General features: G+C 66.5%; 20 protein-coding genes. 9 read left to right on the plus strand and 11 right to left on the minus strand.

All coding sequences use genetic code 11. The annotated features are described in order from the left end of the window. Window positions 1–12: 12 nt before the first annotated feature. The gene (locus ACS5PJ_RS19380; RefSeq protein WP_439436495.1) at window positions 13–1365 is read right to left on the minus strand and encodes a uracil-xanthine permease family protein; all 1353 of its coding nucleotides are present in this window, start codon (window positions 1363–1365) and stop codon (window positions 13–15) included. A 188-nt stretch (window positions 1366–1553) separates the two neighbouring features. On the opposite strand from ACS5PJ_RS19380, the gene ACS5PJ_RS19385 reads away from it, so the two are divergent. After that, a complete protein-coding gene (locus ACS5PJ_RS19385) occupies window positions 1554–2159 on the plus strand; it encodes a malonic semialdehyde reductase (RefSeq protein WP_439436496.1) in 606 nt (201 codons plus the stop codon). A gap of 84 nt (window positions 2160–2243) precedes the next feature. On the opposite strand, the gene pgm is transcribed toward ACS5PJ_RS19385, so the two are convergent. Continuing rightward, window positions 2244–3902 carry a phosphoglucomutase (alpha-D-glucose-1,6-bisphosphate-dependent) gene (pgm, locus tag ACS5PJ_RS19390; RefSeq protein WP_439436497.1) on the minus strand — a complete coding sequence of 553 codons (1659 nt, stop codon included), beginning with the start codon at window positions 3900–3902 and terminating at the stop codon, window positions 2244–2246. A 241-nt stretch (window positions 3903–4143) separates the two neighbouring features. On the opposite strand from pgm, the gene ACS5PJ_RS19395 reads away from it, so the two are divergent. Both ACS5PJ_RS19395 and ACS5PJ_RS19400 read left to right on the plus strand, forming a co-directional pair. Beyond that, the gene (locus ACS5PJ_RS19395) at window positions 4144–4986 is read left to right on the plus strand and encodes a nuclease-related domain-containing protein (protein ID WP_439436498.1); all 843 of its coding nucleotides are present in this window, start codon (window positions 4144–4146) and stop codon (window positions 4984–4986) included. 96 nt (window positions 4987–5082) lie between these two features. Then, window positions 5083–5727: a DUF4190 domain-containing protein gene (locus ACS5PJ_RS19400; protein WP_439436499.1), complete on the plus strand. Its 645-nt coding sequence runs from the start codon at window positions 5083–5085 to the stop codon at window positions 5725–5727. Window positions 5728–5799: 72 nt separating this feature from the next. On the opposite strand, the gene ACS5PJ_RS19405 is transcribed toward ACS5PJ_RS19400, so the two are convergent. From ACS5PJ_RS19405 to ACS5PJ_RS19415, 3 genes are all read right to left on the minus strand, one after another. Beyond that, complete coding sequence (locus ACS5PJ_RS19405; RefSeq protein WP_439436500.1) at window positions 5800–6159, minus strand: hypothetical protein; 360 nt, start codon at window positions 6157–6159, stop codon at window positions 5800–5802. Window positions 6160–6280: 121 nt separating this feature from the next. After that, window positions 6281–6484 carry a hypothetical protein gene (locus tag ACS5PJ_RS19410; RefSeq protein ID WP_439436501.1) on the minus strand — a complete coding sequence of 68 codons (204 nt, stop codon included), beginning with the start codon at window positions 6482–6484 and terminating at the stop codon, window positions 6281–6283. Window positions 6485–6565: 81 nt separating this feature from the next. After that, the gene (locus tag ACS5PJ_RS19415; protein ID WP_439436502.1) at window positions 6566–8059 is read right to left on the minus strand and encodes an amidase; all 1494 of its coding nucleotides are present in this window, start codon (window positions 8057–8059) and stop codon (window positions 6566–6568) included. Between the two features lie 114 nt (window positions 8060–8173). Between ACS5PJ_RS19415 and ACS5PJ_RS19420 the strand changes: the two genes are divergently transcribed. The 3 genes from ACS5PJ_RS19420 (at window position 8174) to ACS5PJ_RS19430 (ending at window position 9842) form a co-directional block, all read left to right on the plus strand. Continuing rightward, on the plus strand, window positions 8174–8500 hold the full coding sequence (locus ACS5PJ_RS19420) for a rhodanese-like domain-containing protein (RefSeq protein WP_439436503.1): 327 nt from the start codon (window positions 8174–8176) through the stop codon (window positions 8498–8500). Between the two features lie 54 nt (window positions 8501–8554). Then, window positions 8555–9535 carry a prephenate dehydratase gene (gene pheA, locus ACS5PJ_RS19425; RefSeq protein WP_439436504.1) on the plus strand — a complete coding sequence of 327 codons (981 nt, stop codon included), beginning with the start codon at window positions 8555–8557 and terminating at the stop codon, window positions 9533–9535. A 94-nt stretch (window positions 9536–9629) separates the two neighbouring features. Next, entirely contained in the window at window positions 9630–9842 is a 213-nt protein-coding gene (locus ACS5PJ_RS19430) for a hypothetical protein (RefSeq protein ID WP_439436505.1), read from the plus strand. A 33-nt stretch (window positions 9843–9875) separates the two neighbouring features. Here ACS5PJ_RS19430 and ACS5PJ_RS19435 read toward each other — a convergent pair whose 3' ends face one another. Beyond that, on the minus strand, window positions 9876–10934 hold the full coding sequence (locus ACS5PJ_RS19435) for a diacylglycerol/lipid kinase family protein (protein WP_439436506.1): 1059 nt from the start codon (window positions 10932–10934) through the stop codon (window positions 9876–9878). A gap of 88 nt (window positions 10935–11022) precedes the next feature. On the opposite strand from ACS5PJ_RS19435, the gene serS reads away from it, so the two are divergent. Together serS and ACS5PJ_RS19445 are read left to right on the plus strand one after the other, a co-directional pair. Beyond that, window positions 11023–12303, plus strand: a complete 1281-nt coding sequence (gene serS, locus ACS5PJ_RS19440; protein ID WP_439436507.1) for a serine--tRNA ligase — start codon at window positions 11023–11025, stop codon at window positions 12301–12303. 221 nt (window positions 12304–12524) lie between these two features. After that, window positions 12525–13385 carry an HAD family hydrolase gene (locus ACS5PJ_RS19445; RefSeq protein ID WP_439436508.1) on the plus strand — a complete coding sequence of 287 codons (861 nt, stop codon included), beginning with the start codon at window positions 12525–12527 and terminating at the stop codon, window positions 13383–13385. A gap of 47 nt (window positions 13386–13432) precedes the next feature. Here the strand turns inward: ACS5PJ_RS19445 and ACS5PJ_RS19450 are convergent, their stop codons facing one another. The 3 genes from ACS5PJ_RS19450 to ACS5PJ_RS19460 form a co-directional block, all read right to left on the minus strand. Further along, window positions 13433–14032: a hypothetical protein gene (locus ACS5PJ_RS19450; protein ID WP_439436509.1), complete on the minus strand. Its 600-nt coding sequence runs from the start codon at window positions 14030–14032 to the stop codon at window positions 13433–13435. 67 nt (window positions 14033–14099) lie between these two features. Then, the gene (locus tag ACS5PJ_RS19455; RefSeq protein WP_439436510.1) at window positions 14100–14816 is read right to left on the minus strand and encodes a hypothetical protein; all 717 of its coding nucleotides are present in this window, start codon (window positions 14814–14816) and stop codon (window positions 14100–14102) included. Continuing rightward, the gene (locus ACS5PJ_RS19460; RefSeq protein WP_439436511.1) at window positions 14809–15207 is read right to left on the minus strand and encodes a hypothetical protein; all 399 of its coding nucleotides are present in this window, start codon (window positions 15205–15207) and stop codon (window positions 14809–14811) included. The genes ACS5PJ_RS19455 and ACS5PJ_RS19460 overlap by 8 nt, the downstream gene beginning before the upstream one ends. A 194-nt stretch (window positions 15208–15401) precedes the next feature. On the opposite strand from ACS5PJ_RS19460, the gene ACS5PJ_RS19465 reads away from it, so the two are divergent. Then, a complete protein-coding gene (locus ACS5PJ_RS19465) occupies window positions 15402–17810 on the plus strand; it encodes a phosphoketolase family protein (protein WP_439436512.1) in 2409 nt (802 codons plus the stop codon). A gap of 42 nt (window positions 17811–17852) precedes the next feature. Here the strand turns inward: ACS5PJ_RS19465 and ACS5PJ_RS19470 are convergent, their stop codons facing one another. Together ACS5PJ_RS19470 and ACS5PJ_RS19475 are read right to left on the minus strand one after the other, a co-directional pair. Further along, on the minus strand, window positions 17853–18635 hold the full coding sequence (locus tag ACS5PJ_RS19470; protein WP_439436513.1) for a DUF429 domain-containing protein: 783 nt from the start codon (window positions 18633–18635) through the stop codon (window positions 17853–17855). Next, the gene (locus ACS5PJ_RS19475; RefSeq protein ID WP_439436514.1) at window positions 18632–19960 is read right to left on the minus strand and encodes a carboxylesterase family protein; all 1329 of its coding nucleotides are present in this window, start codon (window positions 19958–19960) and stop codon (window positions 18632–18634) included. Before ACS5PJ_RS19475 ends, ACS5PJ_RS19470 begins: the two co-directional genes overlap by 4 nt. Window positions 19961–20154: the final 194 nt, after the last annotated feature.

The raw sequence follows: 20154 nt of genomic DNA on the forward strand, positions 1-20154 counted from the left end.
GGATCCGGCCGCTTAGCGCTTCTTCGGTGTCCGCTTCATCGCAGCGTTGACGGCTGCCTTCGCCGCCGGCGGCAGGCCGGCCACCTCGGTTTCCGGCTCCGCCACCGAACCCCGGGCTTTGGCCAGGGCCCTCATGCCGTGGTAGATGACCAGTGCGGCGATGGAGCCCAGTGCGATGCCGGTGAACTTCAGCTCGCCCACGGTCCAGGTGTAGTCGGCGATGCCGATGATCAGCGCGACGGCGGCAGTGGTCAGGTTGATCGGGTTGGAGAAGTTCACCTTGTTCTGCACCCAGATTTTGACACCCAGAACACCGATCATCCCGTACAGCATGGTGGCCGCACCGCCCAGGACGCCCGGGGGGACGGTGGCAATCAGTTCGCCGAACTTCGGCGAGAAGCTCAAAACAATGGCGAAGACGCCGGCCACCCAGTACGCCGCCGTCGAATACACCTTGGTGGCCGCCATGACGCCGATGTTTTCGGCATAGGTGGTGGTGCCGGAGCCGCCGCCGAGGCCTGCCAGCACGGTCGCGGCACCGTCAGCCATCAGCGCGCGGCCGGAGACGCCGTCGAGGTTCTGGCCGGTCATGGCTGCAACTGACTTCACGTGCCCGATGTTCTCCGCCACCAGGACCAGCACGACGGGGATGAACAGGCCAAGCACGCCCACATGGAATTCGGGGGTCTGGAAGTACGGCAGGCCGATCCAGGCTGCTGCGTCCATCTTTTCGTAGCTCACCTCGCCGCGCAGCATGGCCACGAGGTACCCCACCACCACGCCCACCAGGATGCTCAGCCGGCCCATGATGCCGCGGAACAGCACGCTGACCAGGATGATGGTGGCGAGCGTTATCACCCCGGTGATGGGGGCGGCGTCGAAGTTCTGCTTCGCGGCGGGGGCGAGGTTCAGCCCGATGAGCGCCACGATCGCGCCGGTGACGATGGGCGGCATCAGCCGGTTGATCCATTCCGCACCGAACTTCTGCACAATTGCACCGATGAGGGCGAGGGCGACGCCGGCAAGTACCACGCCGCCAAGCGCTCCGGGAACGCCGAACTGCTGCTGGGACGCCATGATGGGCGCGATGAAAGCGAAACTGGAACCAAGGTAGCTCGGTACCCGGCCCTTGGTGATCACCAGGAAGAGAAGCGTTCCGATGCCGGAGAAGAACAGTGTGGTGGCGGGCGGCATCCCGGTGATGATGGGAACCAGGAAGGTGGCGCCGAACATGGCCACCACGTGCTGCATGCCCACCCCGATCGTCAGGGGCCAGGCCAGCCGTTCATCCGGGGCAACCACGTGGCCCGGCTTGATCGACTTGCCGTTGCCGTGGAGCTTCCATTTCATTCCGAGCATGCTCATGGACGGGGGCCTTTCAAGGGGGTGCCGCGACGGGCGGGGATCTTCCGGTGCAACAATACCGCGCGGGCCCGGTGTGGGGAACGTCACGTGCGCTCGTGGGAAGAAGATGCGATCACTTGAAGTTGCAACCATAGAAAGCAGAACGCCGGCCCATCATCCCGATGAGCGGGCCCAGCGAAAGGTAAGCCATGACTATTGCCCACGAAGAAGCAGTTATCGACCCGGCCGCCGTCGACGCCATCTTTGCCGAAGCACGCACCGCGAACTCCTTCACCGGCGAGGTGACTGAGGACCAGGCCCGCGCCATCTACGAGCTCACCAAGTTCGGCCCCACGGCTTTCAACTCCCAGCCGCTCCGTGTCACCTACGTCCGCTCCGACGAGGCCCGCGCCACGCTCGTTGACACACTCGCCAACGGAAACAAGGCCAAGACCGCCTCGGCTCCGTTGGTTGCCGTCCTCAGCTACGACACCGCCTGGGCCGAGCAGTGGGACACCTTCCTGCCGGAGTACAACGCCCCGAAGGCCATGTACGACGCCGCTCCGGACCTGGCCGCTGCCACGGGCAACAACAACGCCCACCTGCAGGCCGGCTACTTCATCATTGCCGTCCGCTCGCTGGGCCTCGCCGCCGGCCCCATGACCGGAGCCGACTTCAGCGCCATCGACGCAGCCTTCTTCCCGGCCGGCGACCAGAAGAGCTTCCTCGTGGTCAACATCGGCCAGCCCGCTGAAAACGCGTGGGGTGCAGCGAAGCCCAAGTTCAGCTACGAGGACGTCGTCCGCACCGTCTGACCCCAGAACCCAAGATGCCCTATCACTTGTGGTCCCCATCCAGCCTGGATAGGGACCACAAGTGATAGGGCATCAGGCGTTAAGTCAGGCGATGACGCCGTCCACCAGCGCCTTGGCCTCCGCCTGGACCTGCTTGAGGTGCTCCTCGCCCTTGAAGGACTCGGCGTAGATCTTGTAGACGTCCTCGGTCCCGGACGGGCGGGCGGCGAACCACGCGTTCTCGGTGACCACCTTGAGCCCGCCGATCGGCGCGCCGTTGCCGGGCGCCTCAGTCAGCTTCGCGAGGATCGTCTCGCCTGCCAGTTCGGTGGCGGTGACGTCCGACGGCGAGAGCTTGCCGAGTGCCGCCTTCTGCTCACGCGTTGCTGCTGCATCAATGCGAGCGTAGACGGGGGCGCCGAACTGGTCGGTCAGGCCCTTGTACAGCTGGGACGGGGACTTGCCCGTGACCGCGGTGATCTCCGAGGCCAGCAGCGCCAGCAGGATCCCGTCCTTATCAGTGGTCCACACGCTGCCGTCCAGCTTGTTAAAGGACGCGCCGGCTGATTCCTCGCCGCCGAACGCGCCTTCGCCGGACAACAGCCCCGGCACAAACCACTTGAAGCCCACGGGGACCTCAACCAGTTTCCGGCCCAGGCTTTCGGCCACGCGGTCGATGATCGAGGAGGACACCAGGGTCTTGCCCACCACCGAGTTGGGGTTCCAGCCGCTGCGGTTGCGGTAGAGGTAGTCGATGGCGACGGCCAGGTAGTGGTTCGGGTTCATCAGGCCGCCGTCGGGGGTGACGATGCCGTGGCGGTCGGCGTCGGCGTCATTGCCGGTGGCGACGTCGAACGCGGCAGAACTGCCGCCGTCGGACATCCTCTTGATCAGCGAGGCCATCGCCGCCGGCGAGGAGCAATCCATCCGGATTTTTTCGTCCCAGTCCAGGGTCATGAACGCCCACTGCGGGTCCACGGTGGGGTTCACCACGGTGAGGTTCAAGTGGTGGCGCTCGCCGATCTCGCCCCAGTAATCCACGGCGGCACCGCCCATGGGATCTGCACCGATGCGGACGCCGGCGTCGCGGATGGCGTCCAGGTTAAGCACGGACGGAAGGTCGTCAACGTAGCTGCTCAGGAAGTCGAACTTGCCGGTGCTGTCCGCGGCCAGGGCATCAGCGAGCGGAATGCGCTTCACGCCACGGAGGCCGTTTTCGAGCAGTTCGTTGGCGCGGTTGGCGATCCAGCCGGTGGCGTCGGAGTCTGCGGGGCCGCCGTGCGGGGGGTTGTACTTGAATCCGCCGTCTGCCGGCGGGTTGTGGCTGGGGGTGACCACAATGCCGTCCGCCTCCGGGGCGCCCGCCGCGCGGTTGTTGTTGTGGGTCAGGATGGCGTGGCTCAGTGCAGGGGTGGGGGTGTAGCCGTGACGGGCGTCAACCAGCACCTGCACACCGTTGGCGGCCAGCACTTCGAGGGCGGAATTCTGCGCCGGTTCACTGAGGGCGTGAGTGTCCTTGGCAAGGAAGAGGGGACCGGTGATGCCCTGCCCTGCCCGGTATTCCACGATCGCCTGCGTGATCGCGACAATGTGTTTTTCGTTGAACGACGCCTTGAGGCTGGAACCGCGGTGCCCCGAGGTGCCGAACGCTACGCGCTGGCCGGGATCACCAAGATCCGGCGTGATGTCGTAGTACGCGTCGAGGAGCGCAGTGATGTCAACAAGGTCCTGGGGTTGGGCAACTGTGCCCGCGCGGCTAGCCATGGGACCAGCATGCCAGACGCAGGCCGGGGGCATAACGACCTGTCCAGAATCCGGCCCCTGTGACGCGGAATGTCATGAAACAGGTAATGAAAACTGAGTACCGGCCCCAAAAGTACCTATATACCGGCCCCCGGAGCCGCTGTTACGTTCGGAAAAAGCAGGGACAGAAAGCGCGACGGCGGCACTGGGGCCGCGTCGCACGCGGCGGTAGGCAGCCGCCGGGAAAGTAAGGGGGGCGGCCATGGGGGCAGGGGACGGCGCAGCCGAACACGCAAGGCTGGCCGCGGAAAGAGTGCAGCGCCTCAAGCGCCAGCTCGACCAGGCGGAGCGTGCCACCAAAGCGTGGGATGAAGGTGCTGTTGGCGAACGGATCGTGGCAGACAGGCTGGGCAGGCTCCTCCCGCACGGCTGGTTCCTGCTGCACGACGTGCACTGGCCCGGCCGGCCCAAGGCAACCCTCGACCACGTGCTGGTGGGGCCCGGCGGCGTCGTCGTGGTGGATGCCAAGGACTGGACCGGTGAAGTCAGCGTCGCCTCCGGGGTCCTCTGGCAGGGCCGGTTTGCCAGGACACAGTCCGTGGAAGGCGCCCTGGCGCAGTGCGCCGCCGTCGCTTCCGTTCTGGCGCCGCCGCACCGGCGGTTTGTCCGGCCCCTCATCTGTCTGGCGGGTCAACCTGACCTGTTCGGCATCACCAGCTCCGACGTCGCAGTGGCGGGCGCGGACCGCGTTGTGGATACCGTCCTGGCGCTGCCCCCGGTGTTGGACACGCAGACTGTCCTGGGACTGTACGCCCACCTTGGCCAGCAACTCACTCAGGAACCCGTTGTGGAAAGCCCCGCCGTGAAGGCGTTGACAGCCAAACCGGCCGGGCCGCCCGTGGTGGCGAGGCCGATGGGGGTGCCGGGAGGGGTGCAAACGCCAGGCCGGCGGGGTCCGCGGACCACCGCACCCGGCGTCGGCCGTGGCACGGGTACCGGCCGGAAGTCGAGGGCCCAGCAACAGGCGACCAGCATGACGCACCTCATGTTCCTTGCCGCCTTCGTGGTCTTCGCTGTCTACGTCCTTCCGTACTGGGGCCGGTAGGGCGGGTCCGTAGTGCGGGTCCGGAATGGCGGGGACGGTAGGCCCGGAATGGCGCCGGCGGTAAGCTGAACAGCAAGACTTCCAAGGGGGAAAACCATGAGTGACCAGCCAACCCCGCGCCCTGATTCCCAAGGGTCCAGCGCCCCAGGTCCCGGTGCCCCAGGCCCCGGTGCCCACGGGACCGGCCCCCAGGGTTCCGGTGCCCACGGGACCGGCGATTCGCCGTCGGGGTATGAGCCGCCGCGCTTTGTGCCGCCGCAGGGTTCAGACATTCCCGCCCCGCCTCTCTACGACCAGAACAAATACGGCGCGGGCCGTTACGGCAACCCCAATAACCAGCCCGGCGGGCAGTACGGAGCGCCTTACGCCCAGCCATCCAGCCCCTACGGTCAAGGCGCTGGCGCGTACGGTCAGCCTGCCGCCCCGTACGGGCAACCCAGCCCCTACAGCCAGCCCGGTCCGTACGGCCAGCCGGGGTATTACGGCATGCAGGCAGAACCCAAGGGCCTCAGTATTGCCAGCATGGTCTGCGGCATCGCCTCGGTGATCCTTGGCTGGCTCATGATTCCGCAGATTGCGGCGATCATCACCGGCCACCTTGCCCTCCGCCGCGAACCTTCGGGCAAAGGCCTGTCCATCACCGGGCTGGTCCTGGGGTATCTGTGCCTTCTCGGCTACGGAGCGCTCTGGCTGTTCCTCTTCCTCGGGCTGGCGGCGTACAGAACAACCTACGGCTACTGAGCCCGGGGCCGGGCCGGCAGATGCATGCTGAGTCCAACCGGGCCGTGCTACCGGGCCGCCTTGTCCGCTGACCTATTGTGCGGCGATCCGCAGCGCGTGTTCGCACTCGCCTTCGCTCAATGAGCCGGGGGCACTCTGCTCCAGGGACCAGCCGGTTTTCACTCCATCAGGGCCGGTGAGGGTGCCGGCCGCCAGGGCTTTCCCTATCCGACGGCGGACCTCGTCTTCGGCGTCCGGCTCGGCTGCAAAAACCACCCTGAGCATCAGCTTCCCGCCGTCCCGCTGATGGCTCGTGTGGTGCGGCGCCAGAGGGCACGGCGGCGGGTGCTCCCAGCTTCCGCAAAGTTCCACCGTGACCGCGGCCCCGGGTGCACCAGGATCGGCGTCAGCATCCATGACGAGTGACGCCTGGTGTACGAACGGTTCACGCATCAGCGCCTCTGCTTTCTTGGCGAGGCTTTCGTGGCCCTGTGGGCCGGATGAGGAGGGGCCTGCGGGCAGCGGAAAGGCCCCTGTCCGGGGGCCTTTCGTCGGGAGGGCGAGACTAAAGTTGTCAGACCTTCTCGTGCGTGCGCTCAGCAGCCGGCTCCTGCGCTTCGTGTGTCTTCCGGCGACGCGGGAAGGCCCAGAAACTGAAGTCTTGAGCCGTGTAGTGCGGCTCCTGACGGTCCGGCGGTGTTTCCTGGCGCGGTTCGGATTTCGGTTTGGCTTCCCTCTTGGCCCGCCACCCGTAGTCCTCCATGGATGAATAGCACATCACAAACCTCCTCATAGTGACTGCGCTATTAATCCTCCTCCGGATCGTCCCCGGAGTCGACACCCCGCAGGCACCCGACATTCAGAAACCGAGCTGGGCCGCCACCTGGAGCAGGAGTGCTTCCGAACCCGCCGGCCCCACGAGCTGGATTCCCATCGGAAGGCCGTGGCCGGGCTGTCCACCGGTCCAATAAACAGGGATGGTGATGGCCGGGAGGCCGCAGACATTGACCATGGATGACCACGGCGCGAACTCGCACTGCCGCCGGTAGTCGCCGTCGGCGTCGTGGGCCCACTCCGCAGCGGGCCAGCGCCCGTCACCATGGGTGGCGCCGGTGAACCAGCCAACGGGCCGCGGGGTCTGCGCGAGGGACGGCATCAGCATGAGATCCCACTGCCCGTACTGCGTGATGGTGTCGCGTTCGAACTGTCGGAGGAATGCCAGGGATTCGTTGAGTTTCGCGGCGCTGCGCTGTTGCGCCCGGCGCCGGAAGGTGCGGGTCAGCGGAGTCAGGAGCGCTTCGCGGTGCGGACTGATGCGGGCCGTGCCGACGGCGGTGGTCCACGCCGTGGTGAAGGCGTCAGGGTAGCGGTTGTCGTAGCGGATCGGGGCTTCGGTAACCAGGTGCCCTGCGTGTTCGAGCATCCTACGGCCCGCCTCCAGCCCGTCGAGCGCTTCGGGCTCCGGTGTGAACGGGAAGATGGCGGACCACGGGCTGTCCAGGGTCAGTCCGATCCGCAGCCGCCGGGGCTCGTGCCCGACGGCATCGAGGTAGCCGCCGCCGGCGGGGGCCAGCGCATCCAGCATCAGCGCTGCGTCGGCTGCGTTCCGGGCGAGTGGGCCGGCCACCACCAAGCGGCCGGGATCGCCGGAACTCTCGCCCGAGGGCACCAGTCCGCGTCCGGGTTTGAGGCCCACCAGTCCGCAGGCCGCCGCCGGAATGCGGACTGAACCGCCGCCGTCGGACCCTGGCGCGAAAGGCAGCAGGGCTGCCGCCACCGCGGCGGCGCTCCCGCCTGAGGAGCCGCCGGAACCCCGGCTCGGGGCGTGCGGATTGCGCGACGGCGGAGCGATCAGGTTTTCGCTGTAGGCAGTCAGCCCAAACTCCGGAACCTGGGTCTTGCCCAGTGAGACGATGCCGGCGGCTTTGAGTTGGGTGACCAGCGCCCCGTCGATCAGCGCCGGTTTGTGGTCCAGTGCCGCGCTGCCGTGCGTTGTGACCACGCCGGCGACGTCTGTCAGGTCTTTGAAGGCGGTCGGCATCCCGTGAAGCAGGGGCAGGGAATCCTGGTTGCCGCCTGGCATGCCCCTGCCGGAGGCTTTTCGGGAGCCCGTTCCCGGGCCTTTCCGGATGACTGCGAAGCGGGCGTCGGCCGCGGCGGCGTCCTCCAGGGCCTGGTCGGCGGTCACCGTGACAAAGGCCCCCAACAGCGGGTTCTGTTCGTTGATGCGGGCAAGGAAATGGGCGGAGGCTTCCCGCGACGAGACTTCTCCGCTGCGGAGCGCATGCCGGAGCGCGACCGCAGTGAGTTCATGGATCTCAGTCCCGGCGGCGGTGGGCGGAACAACAGGCACGGTGCCTCCTCCCTGGAGTCATGTAGAAGCGTAACGTGCGGGACGTGCAGCGGACGCGGCACGGGGCTGGCGCTAGGCTGGGATCAGACCATGATGTTCCGAAGGAGGACTCCTGTGAGCGATTTCGATACCGTGCCAGTCAATGACGTTCCCGAGGACGCCGCCATCCTGGACGTGCGCGAAGACTATGAGTGGGTGGCCGGGCATGCTGACGGTGCCATCCATATCCCGCTGGACCAGCTTCCCTCGCGGTTGGAGGAACTGGACCCGGACCAGGATCTGTATGTCATCTGCCGGACAGGCGGGCGGTCCTTCCGCGCCGCTCAATGGCTCACCGGCCAGGGCTACGCGGCCATCAACGTGGCCGGCGGAATGGACCAGTGGCTTGAGTCGGGTAAACCCCTGGTATCGGACAACGGGCTCAAGCCCCTGGTTCTCTAGACAGGCCAATTCCGACAGCTCGAACCAGCGTTCATTACCCTGAGGGAATACTTCATGCCGGCGTCACCCGTTACGTACACTTTCCTGGGTCCCGAAGGCACCTTTACCGAGGCGGCGTTGATGCAGGTCCCGGGCGCCGCAGCGGCCACCCGCATCCCGGCCTCCAATGTCAATGCAGCGCTGGACAAGGTCCGCGACGGTTCCGCGGACGCAGCGATGGTCCCCATCGAGAATTCGGTGGAAGGCGGGGTCACCGCAACGCTTGACGCCATCGCCGGCGGGCAGGAACTGCGGATCATCCGCGAGGTTCTGGTCCCCATCAGCTTTGTGCTGGTGGCACGCCCTGGAGTGGGTGTCTCCGATATCCGCCGTATTTCCACCCACGGCCACGCCTGGGCGCAATGCCGGCTGTGGGTGGATGCGAACATTCCGGGGGCAGAATACGTTCCCGGTTCCTCCACGGCGGCCGCGGCGCTGGGGCTGTTGGAGGACGACGCCCACTACGACGCAGCAATCTGTGCGCGCATCGTGGCCCAGGAGCAGCCCGCCTTGGCTGTACTGGCAGAGAACATCGGTGACAACCCGGGCGCAGTGACGCGGTTCATCCTCGTCAGCCGCCCCGGAGCCCTGCCGGAGCGGACGGGTGCGGACAAGACCACCGTGGTGGTACCGCTTCCGGAAGACCGTCCCGGTGCCCTGATGGAGATCCTCGACCAGTTCGCCACCCGCGGTGTAAACCTGAGCCGCATCGAATCCAGGCCCACCGGACAGTACCTCGGCCACTACTTCTTCAGCATCGATGCTGACGGGCACATCGGTGACGCGCGGGTTGCCGACGCCCTGGCAGGGCTGCACCGGATCAGTCCCGCTACCCGTTTTTTAGGCTCCTATGCCCGCGCCGACGCCCAAAGCGCTTTGGTGGCTCCGCACACGTCCGACGAGGCATTCCAGGCGGCGCATGCGTGGGTGGCCGGAATTCTGCAGGGTGCCCCGGCGGCGCCTGAAACCGTTTCCGGTGCTTCGCCCACAGCGTAGGTATTTGCCGGGCAAGGTACTTCCCCGGGGCAACTACTGTGCGTATGCTTACTTGATCCACTTGGGGGATGGCCCCTAACGAAGGGAGCGGGTCATGAGTACCAGCAGCACAGATAACGATGGTCAGGGCATGATCGTGAACCCCAAGCCCGCCGCTGACAACCAGGACTGGGATGGCGACGACGCTGACCGCGCTGACCGTCTGCGCTTTGAAGAAGAGCAGGCCATGATCCGTGAGCAGTCAGAGGCGCGCGCCGCCGCGAAGGCTGCCGCCCAGACCGGTGCCGCAAAGAAGGCCAGCGCCTGATCCGCTGATTTCTGCTTCCCGGTGTGCTGACCCTCAGTTCGGCTGGCCCTTGACCCTGATCAGCAGGGAACGGGGCTCCACGCGGACGGTGATTTTTGTTGCTTCCCCCGTGGTGTCCCCGTCCACCTGGGTTGGCATCGGTTCCGGACACTTGATGACAATTTTGCCGGCCCGGTACACGGTCATGATGGGCAGGTTGCCCTTGTGCTTGAAAACGATTTTGGCGTACATTGCCAGCCAGCCGACGGCGCTCCGCGGGCTCATGACCACCACGTCCAGCATGCCGTCGTCGATCATGGCTTCGGGGATGAAGTCGATGCCTCCCGGGATCAGCCCGCAGTTGGCGAACAGCACACTGCGGATATTCCGGACCTGCTCCGGATTGCCGTCCAGGGAGACGGACACTTTCTTCCGCCGGCCCGGCAGGTGCCGCATCCCCGCCTCCGTGTAGGCGAGCCAGCCCACGGCTTTCTTGAGGCCGTCGCTGGTGTCGGCGAGGATTTCGGCGTCCATGCCGATGCCGGCGATGACCAGGAACGCGTGTTCTGACGAGTGCCCGGTGCGTGAATTCTCGATCCCCATCCGTGCCGTGTCGATGTAGCGCTGCTGGCCGAACAGTGCGGTCTGCACATTGGCGTGAAGGTCGTAGACGTCCAGGTCCACATTGCGGGCCAGCAGGTTTCCGGTTCCCAAGGGAATGATGCCCATGGCCACGTCCGTGTGCGCGAGGATCTCCGCCACCGCACGGACCGTACCGTCGCCGCCGCCCACTAGTACGACGTCGGCCTTGTAGTCCAGCGCCGACCGGGCCTGGGAGGATCCCGGGTCCTCGGCAGTGGTCTCCAGAAAGAGGGGCTCATCCCAGCCGGCGGCAACGCAGGCGCGCTGGATGGCTTCCTTCGCATCGGAGGAGCGGGCCTTGATGGGGTTGAGAATCACGGCCACGCGCTGGTGTGCGAGGCCGGTTTCGTGCGCATCTTCGCCCACGGCGCTGCGGATGTGAAGGGCTTTGAGCCGCCGCACGCCCCACCAGCTGGAGACGGCGAAAGCCAGTGCTGCCGCGCTCAGGAGGTAGAGAAGCCAGTCGTTCATGGTGCTCCAACAGTATCCCGGCGTTTGCGGCCCGGCTTTCAGTCCGCGCCCGAAGCCCGGGTCCGGTGGGATTGGATACTCTTGTCTGGTGATCGACGTAAAAGAACTCAGCGAAAACCCGGACAAGTTCCGTGCCAGCCAGCGCGCCCGCGGCGCGGACGAATCGGTGGTGGACGCGATCATCGCCGCAGACGCCGCCCGGCGTGCCGCCCTGATCCGCTTTGAGAACCTTCGCGCCGAGCAGAACGTCTTCGGCAAGAAGGTGGCGCAGGCCAAGGGCGATGAGAAAAAGGCACTCCTGGCGGAGGTCAAGGAACTGGCCAACACCGTCAAGGCTGCCTCAGCCGAAGCCGACGCCGTCCAGGCCAAGCAGGACGAACTGCTCCGCACCATTCCCAACCTCATTGAGGACGGGGTCCCCGAAGGCGGCGAGGACGACTACGTTGTGGTCAAGACCGTTGGCACGCCCCGCGAATTTCCGGATTTTGAGCCGCGCGACCACCTGGAGATCGGCGAGCTGATCGGCGCGATCGATATGGAGCGCGGCGCCAAGGTGTCCGGCTCGCGGTTCTACTTCCTGCGCGGCGTGGGTGCACGGCTGGAGATGGCACTGCTGCAGATGGCCATGGAACAGGCCGTGGACGCAGGCTTTGTCCCGATGATCACCCCCACGCTGGTGCGCCCCGAAATCATGCAGGGCACCGGGTTTGATGTGAAGCACGACGCCGAGATCTACCGTCTCGCCGAGGACGACCTTTACCTTGTGGGAACCTCCGAGGTGGCCCTGGCCGGCTACCACGCGGACGAGATCCTGGACCTCACCGCCGGTCCCATCCGTTTCGCCGGGCAAAGCTCCTGTTACCGCCGCGAGGCCGGTTCGCATGGCAAGGACACCCGCGGGATCATCCGTGTCCACCAGTTCAACAAGGTGGAGATGTTCATCTACACCACCGTTGAGGAAGCGGCAGGCGAGCATGAGCGGCTCCTGGCCTGGGAAGAGGAAATGCTGGCCAAGTGCGAGCTTCCTTACCGCGTCATCGACACCGCCGCCGGCGACCTGGGCATGTCCGCGGCCCGAAAATTCGACTGCGAAGCCTGGGTCCCCACGCAGGGTGCCTACCGTGAGCTGACGTCCACCTCCAATTGCACCACGTTCCAGGCCCGCCGCCTGAACATCCGGGAGCGTGTGATCAACGACGAAGGCGTGTCCAAGGGCACCCGCGCTGTGGCCACACTGAACGGCACCTTGGCCACCACCCGCTGGATCGTGGCCATCCTTGAGCACCACCAGAACCCCGATGGCTCGGTCAACGTCCCGGCTGCGCTGCAGAAGTACCTGGGCGGCATGGAAGTCCTCCCGGTCCTCTAGCCCTCGCCGACAAGCGGGACGTCGCCTACTCCAACGCGGGGTCACTTTTCGCCCGATAAATCCCGATTATCGGGCGAAAAGTGACCCCGCGTTGTGGTTCGGGGCGCGGGCCGAAGGTTAACACTCACAACGGGGATAACCTGTGAGTATTAACCGGCTGTTCACTGGGTGTGTGGCCCGCGTCCTAGGCGGTGCCGGGGGCCATCTGTTTCACTGGATGCATGACAACACTGACTGAAACCTCAGTCGCTGGCAACGACGACCAGCGAAGCGCAACTGAAAACAACACCGACCGGTTCATGATCGCCCTGGACGTCGACGGCACCCTGGTGGACCACGACGGCCACATGTCACCCGGCGTCCGGGAAGCTGCCCAGGCTGTTGTGGCAGCCGGACATGAGGTGATGATCGCCACCGGCAGGTCCCTGAACGCCACGCTGCCCATCATTGAGCAGATCGGCATCGGCACGGGGTACGCAGTCTGCTGCAACGGCGGCGTGACACTCCGGCTGGATCCGGCCCTGTCCGACGGCTACGAAGTGATCCACAAGGTAACGTTCGATCCCGCCCCTGCCCTCCGGGCGCTCCGGTCCAAGCTCCCCACCGCGAAGTATGCGCTGGAGGACGAGGACGGCAACTTCCTGTCCACCGAGCGATTCCAGGATGCCAGTTTCGGCGTGGAGGCCATCGGCGTCGACTTCCAGACCCTGCTGGAGGCCACCGCCGTGCGCCTTGTTGTGTTCAGCACCGAGAACACCCCTGAAGAATTCTCCGAAACCATCCGCGAGATCGGCCTGGCCGGTGTCACCTACTCCGTGGGCTGGACTGCCTGGCTGGATATCGCAGCGGCCGGCGTCACCAAGGCCAGCGCCCTGGAAATCCTCCGTGGCCGGCTGGACATCGAGCAGCACCTCACGGTGGCCATCGGCGATGGCAGGAACGATATCGAGATGCTCAACTGGGCCGGACGCGGCGTGGCCATGGGCCAGGCGCCGGCAGAAGTGATCGCGGTGGCCAACGAGGTCACCGCTTCCGTGTACGACGACGGCGCCGCCCACGTGTTGCGCAGCCTCCTGGTCTAGGGACCCAATACGGCGGCGTCGACAGGTGCCGGGACCCTAACGTACGGTCAGCGCACGTCGAGGATCAGCGCCAGCAGCCGGGCGGCGGCCGGACGGGCGGCGTGCTCCTCAGGCCACTGCGACCTCGCCACCGCCTTGCTCACGGCCTGGGTGGTAATTCCCAGTTCCTGGGCCACGGCCTTCTGCTGCCCGCGGACCCCGGGCGTCATCAAATCCAGGACCCGCCATTCGGCTCCGCTCCGGTCGCGGACAATGTGGCCCAGCAGCCGGAGGACTGCCTCGGCCTCGTGGGCGAGGTCCGAGAGCGGGCCCTCCACGGCAACCGGGATGCGTTCTTTGCCGTTCCGGAGCCGGTCCACGGCGCGGCGGGCGTAGACCAGGCCGTGCCCGGAAGCGTCCTTGACCTGGTTGGGAAGCGGCTCATTGACCGGCCCCACCCCGATCCCCACGTACCATGAGCCGCAGCGCAACGCGACCAGCGCTGCCTCGACTGCCTGGTGGGGGCACTCCACAATGCCTTGGACCTCGTCCTCCACGGACCTGTCGAAATCCAGGCGTGCCGGTATATGCCGCAGGTCCTTCAGCAGTTGAGGGACACGGTCGCCGTCGCGTCGGCTATCAGTTTGGTTGATGGTCAGCGTGAACATTCTGGGTACACCCTACCCGGTGGTACGCACGACGGAAGTGCCCTGATTCCGGCCTGGTCCACCTTGGTCAAGCCTGGTCAAGCCTGAAGGCAGAGCTGACTTGAACGTGCGGAAGGGCTTGCAGCCCGGCAGGTCCTGCGCCGTGGACGCCGGACTCCACCATTGCCTGCTGGATCGCAATGACGAGCCTGTCCGGGGCCCCGGCCATGCTGAACGTGAAGAAGCCGGGCTCCAGCGCCCCGGTCCCGGCACCGCCCCCGCCCCCGGCACCGGTGGCGAGGGCCGGGGGCAAGCCATGGAAGGCCACGGCGTACCGCCCGCGCACGCCAAGTGAGGTTTTGCCGGTCTTGCCCAGGGTCTTGAGCAGGCTGTCCGCCGCGACGCCGGCCGGGGCCGCGACCATCCGCAACGACGCAGGGTCGACGTCCTGCCAGAAGATGGCGCGGGCGGTGTGTTTCCGGGCGTACCCGTACACGAGGCCGCGGTCGAACACCAGCACCCGGCGGAAGCTCCAGAAAAGGGTCAGCGACCACAGGACGATCCCGGTAAGGATGCTCGTCGCCAGGAAGAGCGGGATGTCGGAGAAGAGGGCCGGGTCCCGTTGGGATGAGGGCCGTCCGGTGAACTGGAGGATCGTCCCATAAACAAAACCGACCACCACCAGGGCAGGCAGCCACGTCCAGGCGATATGCCAGGAAAGTTCGCTGTGCAGCAGCCGCCCCAGCCTGTCCCCGTAGAGCCGTTCGGCCCGGCGGACCAGCCAGGGTCTTCCGGAGTCACCCACGCTGACCCCGTTGGTCGTAGAGCCCGGGCAACTGGGAATGCCGGGCCGCGGCGTCGTCCGCCTCAGCCCGCGTCACGTCCGGGTGGACGGGCGGGGCGCCATTGGGACAACAGAACCCGTACAGCCAGGGTGCCGCTATCCACACGGTGATGGCTGCGGCTGCGGCCTGGCCAGCAGTTCCCGTCACCGAACCGGCCACGGCAGCGGACGCCACGGCGGCGGGCACTGCCACGACGCCGAAATCCACGGCCCACGCCGCCATGGTCTGCCAGCCGGAGGATTCGACCACTGGCCGGCCGTTCCCCAGGTTTTTCGTCCGTTTGCGCGCACTCGTGATGAGCGCATGGTCCGGGTATTGTCCTGTTCCTGCCGCCCCTGGGCCTGTTGCCACGGTAGTCCCCCTCTGCATGCTTCATTCAACCCCTAAGAACCTACCTGTTGCCCTGCCCGCGCCGTGATGGGCAGGGCAGTCCATCGGGCGCAGCGGACACGTTTTCTGTGTGAGCGGAGGTTGCCAGTGCGGCGGTCATCTGTTCGGATGGAGCGACGGCCGCAGCGGGCGGCGGGTGCTACGTGAGGATGGTTATGGCCGGCAGCATGACGCAGGACGAGCTCGAACTGGTGGACCGCTGGTGGCGGGCAGCGAACTACCTTTCCGTGGGGCAGATCTACCTGCGTTCCAATCCGCTCCTGCGCGATCCGCTCAGCGCGGAGGACACCAAGTCCAGGCTTCTGGGGCACTGGGGCACAACGCCCGGACTGAACTTCGTCTACGGTCACCTTAACCGGGTGATCCGGCGTGACGCCCAGGAGATGCTTTTCGTTGCCGGCCCCGGCCACGGCGGCCCGGCCGTGGTGGCCAACGCCTGGCTCGAGGGCACCTACTCGGAGATCTACGGCCAGGTGGGGAACGACGCCGACGGCATGGCCGAACTGTTCCGCCAGTTCTCCTATCCCGGCGGAATCCCCAGCCACGCAGCACCCGAGACGCCCGGCTCCATCAGCGAGGGCGGGGAACTCGGGTACGCGCTGGCCCATGCGTACGGGTCCGTATTCGACAACCCCCGGCTGATCACCGCCGTCGTCATCGGGGACGGCGAAGCCGAAACCGGACCGCTGGCGGCCAGCTGGCACTCCCATAACTTCCTGGATCCGGTGGCGGACGGGGCAGTGCTGCCCATCCTGCACCTGAACGGATACAAGATCGCCAACCCCACCATCTTGGCGCGCATGCCGCAAGAGCAGCTCGAGCAGCTGCTGCGCGGTTACGGCCACGAACCCTATTTCGTGACGGTCAAGGATCCGGACAACACCGCCCAGGCGCACCGGGACTTCGCGGACGCGCTCGAGTCATCCCTGGCCGGCATCCGCGCCATCCAGGATGCGCGACGCAACGGTCACGGCGGGACAAAGGGTGGGACTCCCGACGGCGGCACTCCCGGCAATGACTCCGCTCCCCGCTGGCCCATGATTGTCCTGCGCTCGCCGAAGGGCTGGACGGGCCCGCGGGTGGTGGACGGGCTGAAGGTGGAAGGCACCTGGCGCAGCCACCAGGTCCCGCTTTCCGAGGTCCGCACCAACGGCGCGCACCTGATGCAGCTGGAGGAATGGCTGAAGTCCTACCGTCCGGAGGAACTGTTCGACGGCGACGGGCGGCTCATGCCCGACGTCGCGGCGAATGCGCCGGCCGGGAACCTGCGGATGAGTGCCACCCCCCACGCCAACGGCGGGCTGCTGCGCAGGCCCCTGAAGCTCCCCGCGTACGCCGACCACGCCGTCGACGTCCCCGTATCAGGGACCGAGCGGATCAGCCCCATGATCACCCTGGGCTCGTGGATGCGGGACGTCATCTCGCTGAACCCGGAAACGTTCCGGCTGTTCGGACCTGACGAAACAGCGTCCAACCGGCTGCAGAGCGTTTACGAGGTCACCGACAAGGTGTGGCAGTACCGGATTGACGACGTCGACGAGCACCTCGCGCGGTCCGGCCGGGTGATGGAGGTGCTCAGTGAGCACCTGTGCCAGGGCTGGCTGGAGGGCTACCTCCTGACCGGCCGGCACGGCGTTTTCAGCTGCTACGAAGCCTTCATCCACATCGTCGATTCCATGTTCAACCAGCACGCCAAATGGCTCAAAGTCCACAGCCAGCTCCCGTGGCGCCAGCCCGTGGCGTCTCTGAACTACCTGTTGTCCTCCCACGTCTGGCAGCAGGACCACAACGGTTTCTCGCACCAGGACCCGGGTTTCATTGACCACGCGGTGAACAAAAAGGCCGGGGTCATCAGGGTCTACCTGCCGCCGGATGTGAACACGCTGCTGTCCGTGATGGAGCACTGCCTGGCGTCCACGGATTACGTGAACATCGTGGTCAGCGGCAAGCAGCCCTCACCGACGTGGCTGGGGCCGGCCGACGCCGAAAACCACTGCGAGCGGGGACTGGGGATCTGGGGTTTCGCCGGGTCCGAAGTGGCGGGGGAGGAGCCGGATGTTGTGCTCGCCTGCGCCGGCGACGTGCCCACGGTGGAGACCGTCGCGGCGGCTGAACTGCTGAAGCAGGGCGCTCCGGAGCTGAAGGTCCGGGTGGTCAACGTGGTGGATCTGATGCGTCTCCAGGACGTGAGTGAGCACCCGCACGGCCTCCCGGCGTCGGACTTTGACGGTATTTTCACCCCGGATAAACCGATCATTTTCGCCTACCATGGCTACCCGGCCCTGATCCACCGCCTGGCGTACCGGCGGACCAACCAGGAGGGCCTGCACGTGCGCGGCTACAAGGAAGAGGGCACCACCACCACGCCGTTCGACATGGCGATGCTCAACGGAATCGACCGCTTCCAGCTGGCCATCGATGCCATTGACCGGGTGCCCGGACTGGCGGAAAAGCACTCCATGCTGCGGCAGAGCCTTCAGGACCGCCGCATGCAGGCCCGGGAACACACCCGCGTCCACGGCGAGGACCCGGAAGAAATCCGCAACTGGACGCTAAAACCCTGAGCCAAAGCAACGCGGGGTCACTTTTCGCCCGATAATCCGGGTTTATTCGACCAAAAGTGACCCTGCGTTGCCCTGGCCCACAAGCTCGGCGAGCCCGCCCGACGGCACGTGGATCCAGCCTTCGGTCAATGCTGCGGCGGCGTGGGTTTCCGGTGGCCGGAGAGTCAGCCCCAGACTGACTGCGCGTGCGGTCAGCGAGGCGATCACCGCATCCAAGAGGTCATCGGAGGCTGCAAGCCGGGTCTCGTGACCGGCCAGGTCCAGCCAGGGCGCCTCCGCCATCAGGTGGTCCAGGATCAGGCCCAGCCGTTCCGCCTCGGGAGCGCGCCCGCCCTTGTACCCACGGGCCAGGAGGCCCCAGGTCTTCAGGGATGCAGCGGGATAGACCTCCGCCAGCCGGCCGGATCCGTTCCTGGCCTGAGGCCCGTGGACCGCGGCGATCTTGGCCTGGATCACGGCGCACCTCATAGCCGGGTGGGCGAGCCTATCGGCAGAGACGCTGAGCGGGATCAGCCCCGTGAGCCCGGTGACGAACCGGTCGGTGTCCCGGTAGGCCAGGAGGCGGCGCCCCTCAATCCCGTCATGGTCCAGTACCGGGCGGGGGTCAAAGTTCAGGTGCCCGGCAAGGAAGGGCAAGAAGGCATCAGGCCAGCCCACCGGGCAGTCGATGCCGGTCATCGAACTGCTGCCGAACAGCTCCACGATCTCCGTGTCGCCCACGTCCAGCGCCAGATGCTCCAGACGGGCCGCGCTGCCGTCCCATTCCAGCACGGCCACTGCCGTCTTCCTGGTGGCTGCGGCCAGATCGACGCCGAGTGTCTTCAACCGGCTGCGCAGTACTTAAGGGCTCCCGGGATCCCGCCCGTTTCACCCAGGCCATCCCCGCGGGCGAAGGAGGCCCAGAGCCGGCGCACCTCGCGGCCCACGGCGTTGGTCTCGTCCCACGACGAACCCGAAAGCAGGCCGGCCCGCTCCCAGGTCTTTTGGTTCCCGAAGAGCAGGGGCAGGTCAACGGTGTGCGCTGCCCGGTAGAAGTTCCCCGGGGCACCCCACGACAGCACGTAGCTGTACGCCTTGCCGCCGGCCCGCACATGCCGGCGGGCAAACTTTCGGGCCGCCCTGCCGTAGACCGCTTCCGTGATCGCCCAGTTGATGGCCTTCACGGCAACGTCTCCCAGGGCCGGTACCTTTGCCAGCCGGCCCACAACAGGGTTCCGGGGCAGGAACAGCCGGGCCTCGTCGGACGTGTGGCCAATCAGCACGTCGATGGCCGGAGCCGTGGTGTTCCAGGCTGCCTCAATTTCGTCTTCCGGCGGCAGCGGAGCGTGGCCGTACTGTGTGCCGAACGGCATGGCGGCCATCAGCCCGTACTTACTGGCCACCTGCGAGACGTGGCCTTCGATCTCCACCACCTCCAGCATGGGAGTGTCCTCGGTGACCGCTTCCGCCGCGATGCCCATGGCGGTACTCATTTTGTGCCGGCCCCGGGTGATGCCCAGCGGCGCACTCTGGATGATGGCGCGCTGGAACAGGGAGGGCGCTTCGGGCGTCGCCATCAGGTGCGCCACGGAGTCGCCGCCAGCGGACTGGCCGAACGCTGTGACACAACCAGGATCCCCGCCGAAGCCGCCGATGTTGCGCTGCACCCAGCGGAACGCCTCCAACTGGTCCAGCAGGCCGAGGTTTGCGGGCCTGCCCGTGCCGGTGGCCAGGTATCCGAACAGGCCCAGTCGGTACGTCACGGAGACCACAATCACGCGGTTCTCTGCAACAAGGGCAGACGGGTCGAAAATGGCCAGATCGCCGGAGCCGGACGTGTAGGAACCGCCGTGCAGCCACACCATGACCGGAACCTGCTCGTTTTCAGCGAGATCGGCCGGCAGGGTGATCGAGAGGCGCTGGCAGTCCTCGCTCCCGGGGAGCTCGCCGTAACGCGTGCCAAGGATGTCGTCCAGGAACGGGACCGGGCCCTGCGGGCAGGCCGGCGCAAGCGTTGTGGCGGCGAAACCGGAGGTCCAGTCCGGCGCAGCAACCGGAGGCTGAAAGCGGCCTGCGGTGGCGTAGGGGATGCCGGTAGCACGCACCACATCGCCGTCCCGCCAGCCGGTGACCGGTCCGCAGGGAGGATTGAATGAAGGCTCGGAACTCACAAGGCAACGATTCCACAGAAACCCGCGGCCGTTAAACAGGCAACGCGGGGTCACATACGGCCCGATTCCGGGTGGCAGAATCATACGGTCGTTGCAACATCTGATTTCTGGAGGTTGCCATGCCGAGTGGTTTTCGGGCGCCCGATGCGCTGAAGGATGAGTTCTTTTCGCTTCTGCGGCAGGGGGTGTCGGTG

The organism is Pseudarthrobacter cremeus, from assembly GCF_051857465.1.
Taxonomy (GTDB): Bacteria; Actinomycetota; Actinomycetes; order Actinomycetales; family Micrococcaceae; genus Arthrobacter.

Coding starts and splice junctions, on each gene's coding strand:
- ACS5PJ_RS19395 (WP_439436498.1), top strand. CDS start 4,144: ATGGGGGCAGGGGACGGCGCAGCCGAACACGCAAGGCTGGCCGCGGAA.
- ACS5PJ_RS19405 (WP_439436500.1), bottom strand. CDS start 6,159: ATGCGTGAACCGTTCGTACACCAGGCGTCACTCGTCATGGATGCTGAC.
- ACS5PJ_RS19435 (WP_439436506.1), bottom strand. CDS start 10,934: ATGAACGACTGGCTTCTCTACCTCCTGAGCGCGGCAGCACTGGCTTTC.
- ACS5PJ_RS19410 (WP_439436501.1), bottom strand. CDS start 6,484: ATGTGCTATTCATCCATGGAGGACTACGGGTGGCGGGCCAAGAGGGAA.
- pgm (WP_439436497.1), bottom strand. CDS start 3,902: ATGGCTAGCCGCGCGGGCACAGTTGCCCAACCCCAGGACCTTGTTGAC.
- ACS5PJ_RS19380 (WP_439436495.1), bottom strand. CDS start 1,365: ATGAGCATGCTCGGAATGAAATGGAAGCTCCACGGCAACGGCAAGTCG.
- ACS5PJ_RS19445 (WP_439436508.1), top strand. CDS start 12,525: ATGACAACACTGACTGAAACCTCAGTCGCTGGCAACGACGACCAGCGA.
- pheA (WP_439436504.1), top strand. CDS start 8,555: ATGCCGGCGTCACCCGTTACGTACACTTTCCTGGGTCCCGAAGGCACC.
- ACS5PJ_RS19465 (WP_439436512.1), top strand. CDS start 15,402: ATGGCCGGCAGCATGACGCAGGACGAGCTCGAACTGGTGGACCGCTGG.
- ACS5PJ_RS19450 (WP_439436509.1), bottom strand. CDS start 14,032: ATGTTCACGCTGACCATCAACCAAACTGATAGCCGACGCGACGGCGAC.
- ACS5PJ_RS19385 (WP_439436496.1), top strand. CDS start 1,554: ATGACTATTGCCCACGAAGAAGCAGTTATCGACCCGGCCGCCGTCGAC.
- ACS5PJ_RS19400 (WP_439436499.1), top strand. CDS start 5,083: ATGAGTGACCAGCCAACCCCGCGCCCTGATTCCCAAGGGTCCAGCGCC.
- ACS5PJ_RS19430 (WP_439436505.1), top strand. CDS start 9,630: ATGAGTACCAGCAGCACAGATAACGATGGTCAGGGCATGATCGTGAAC.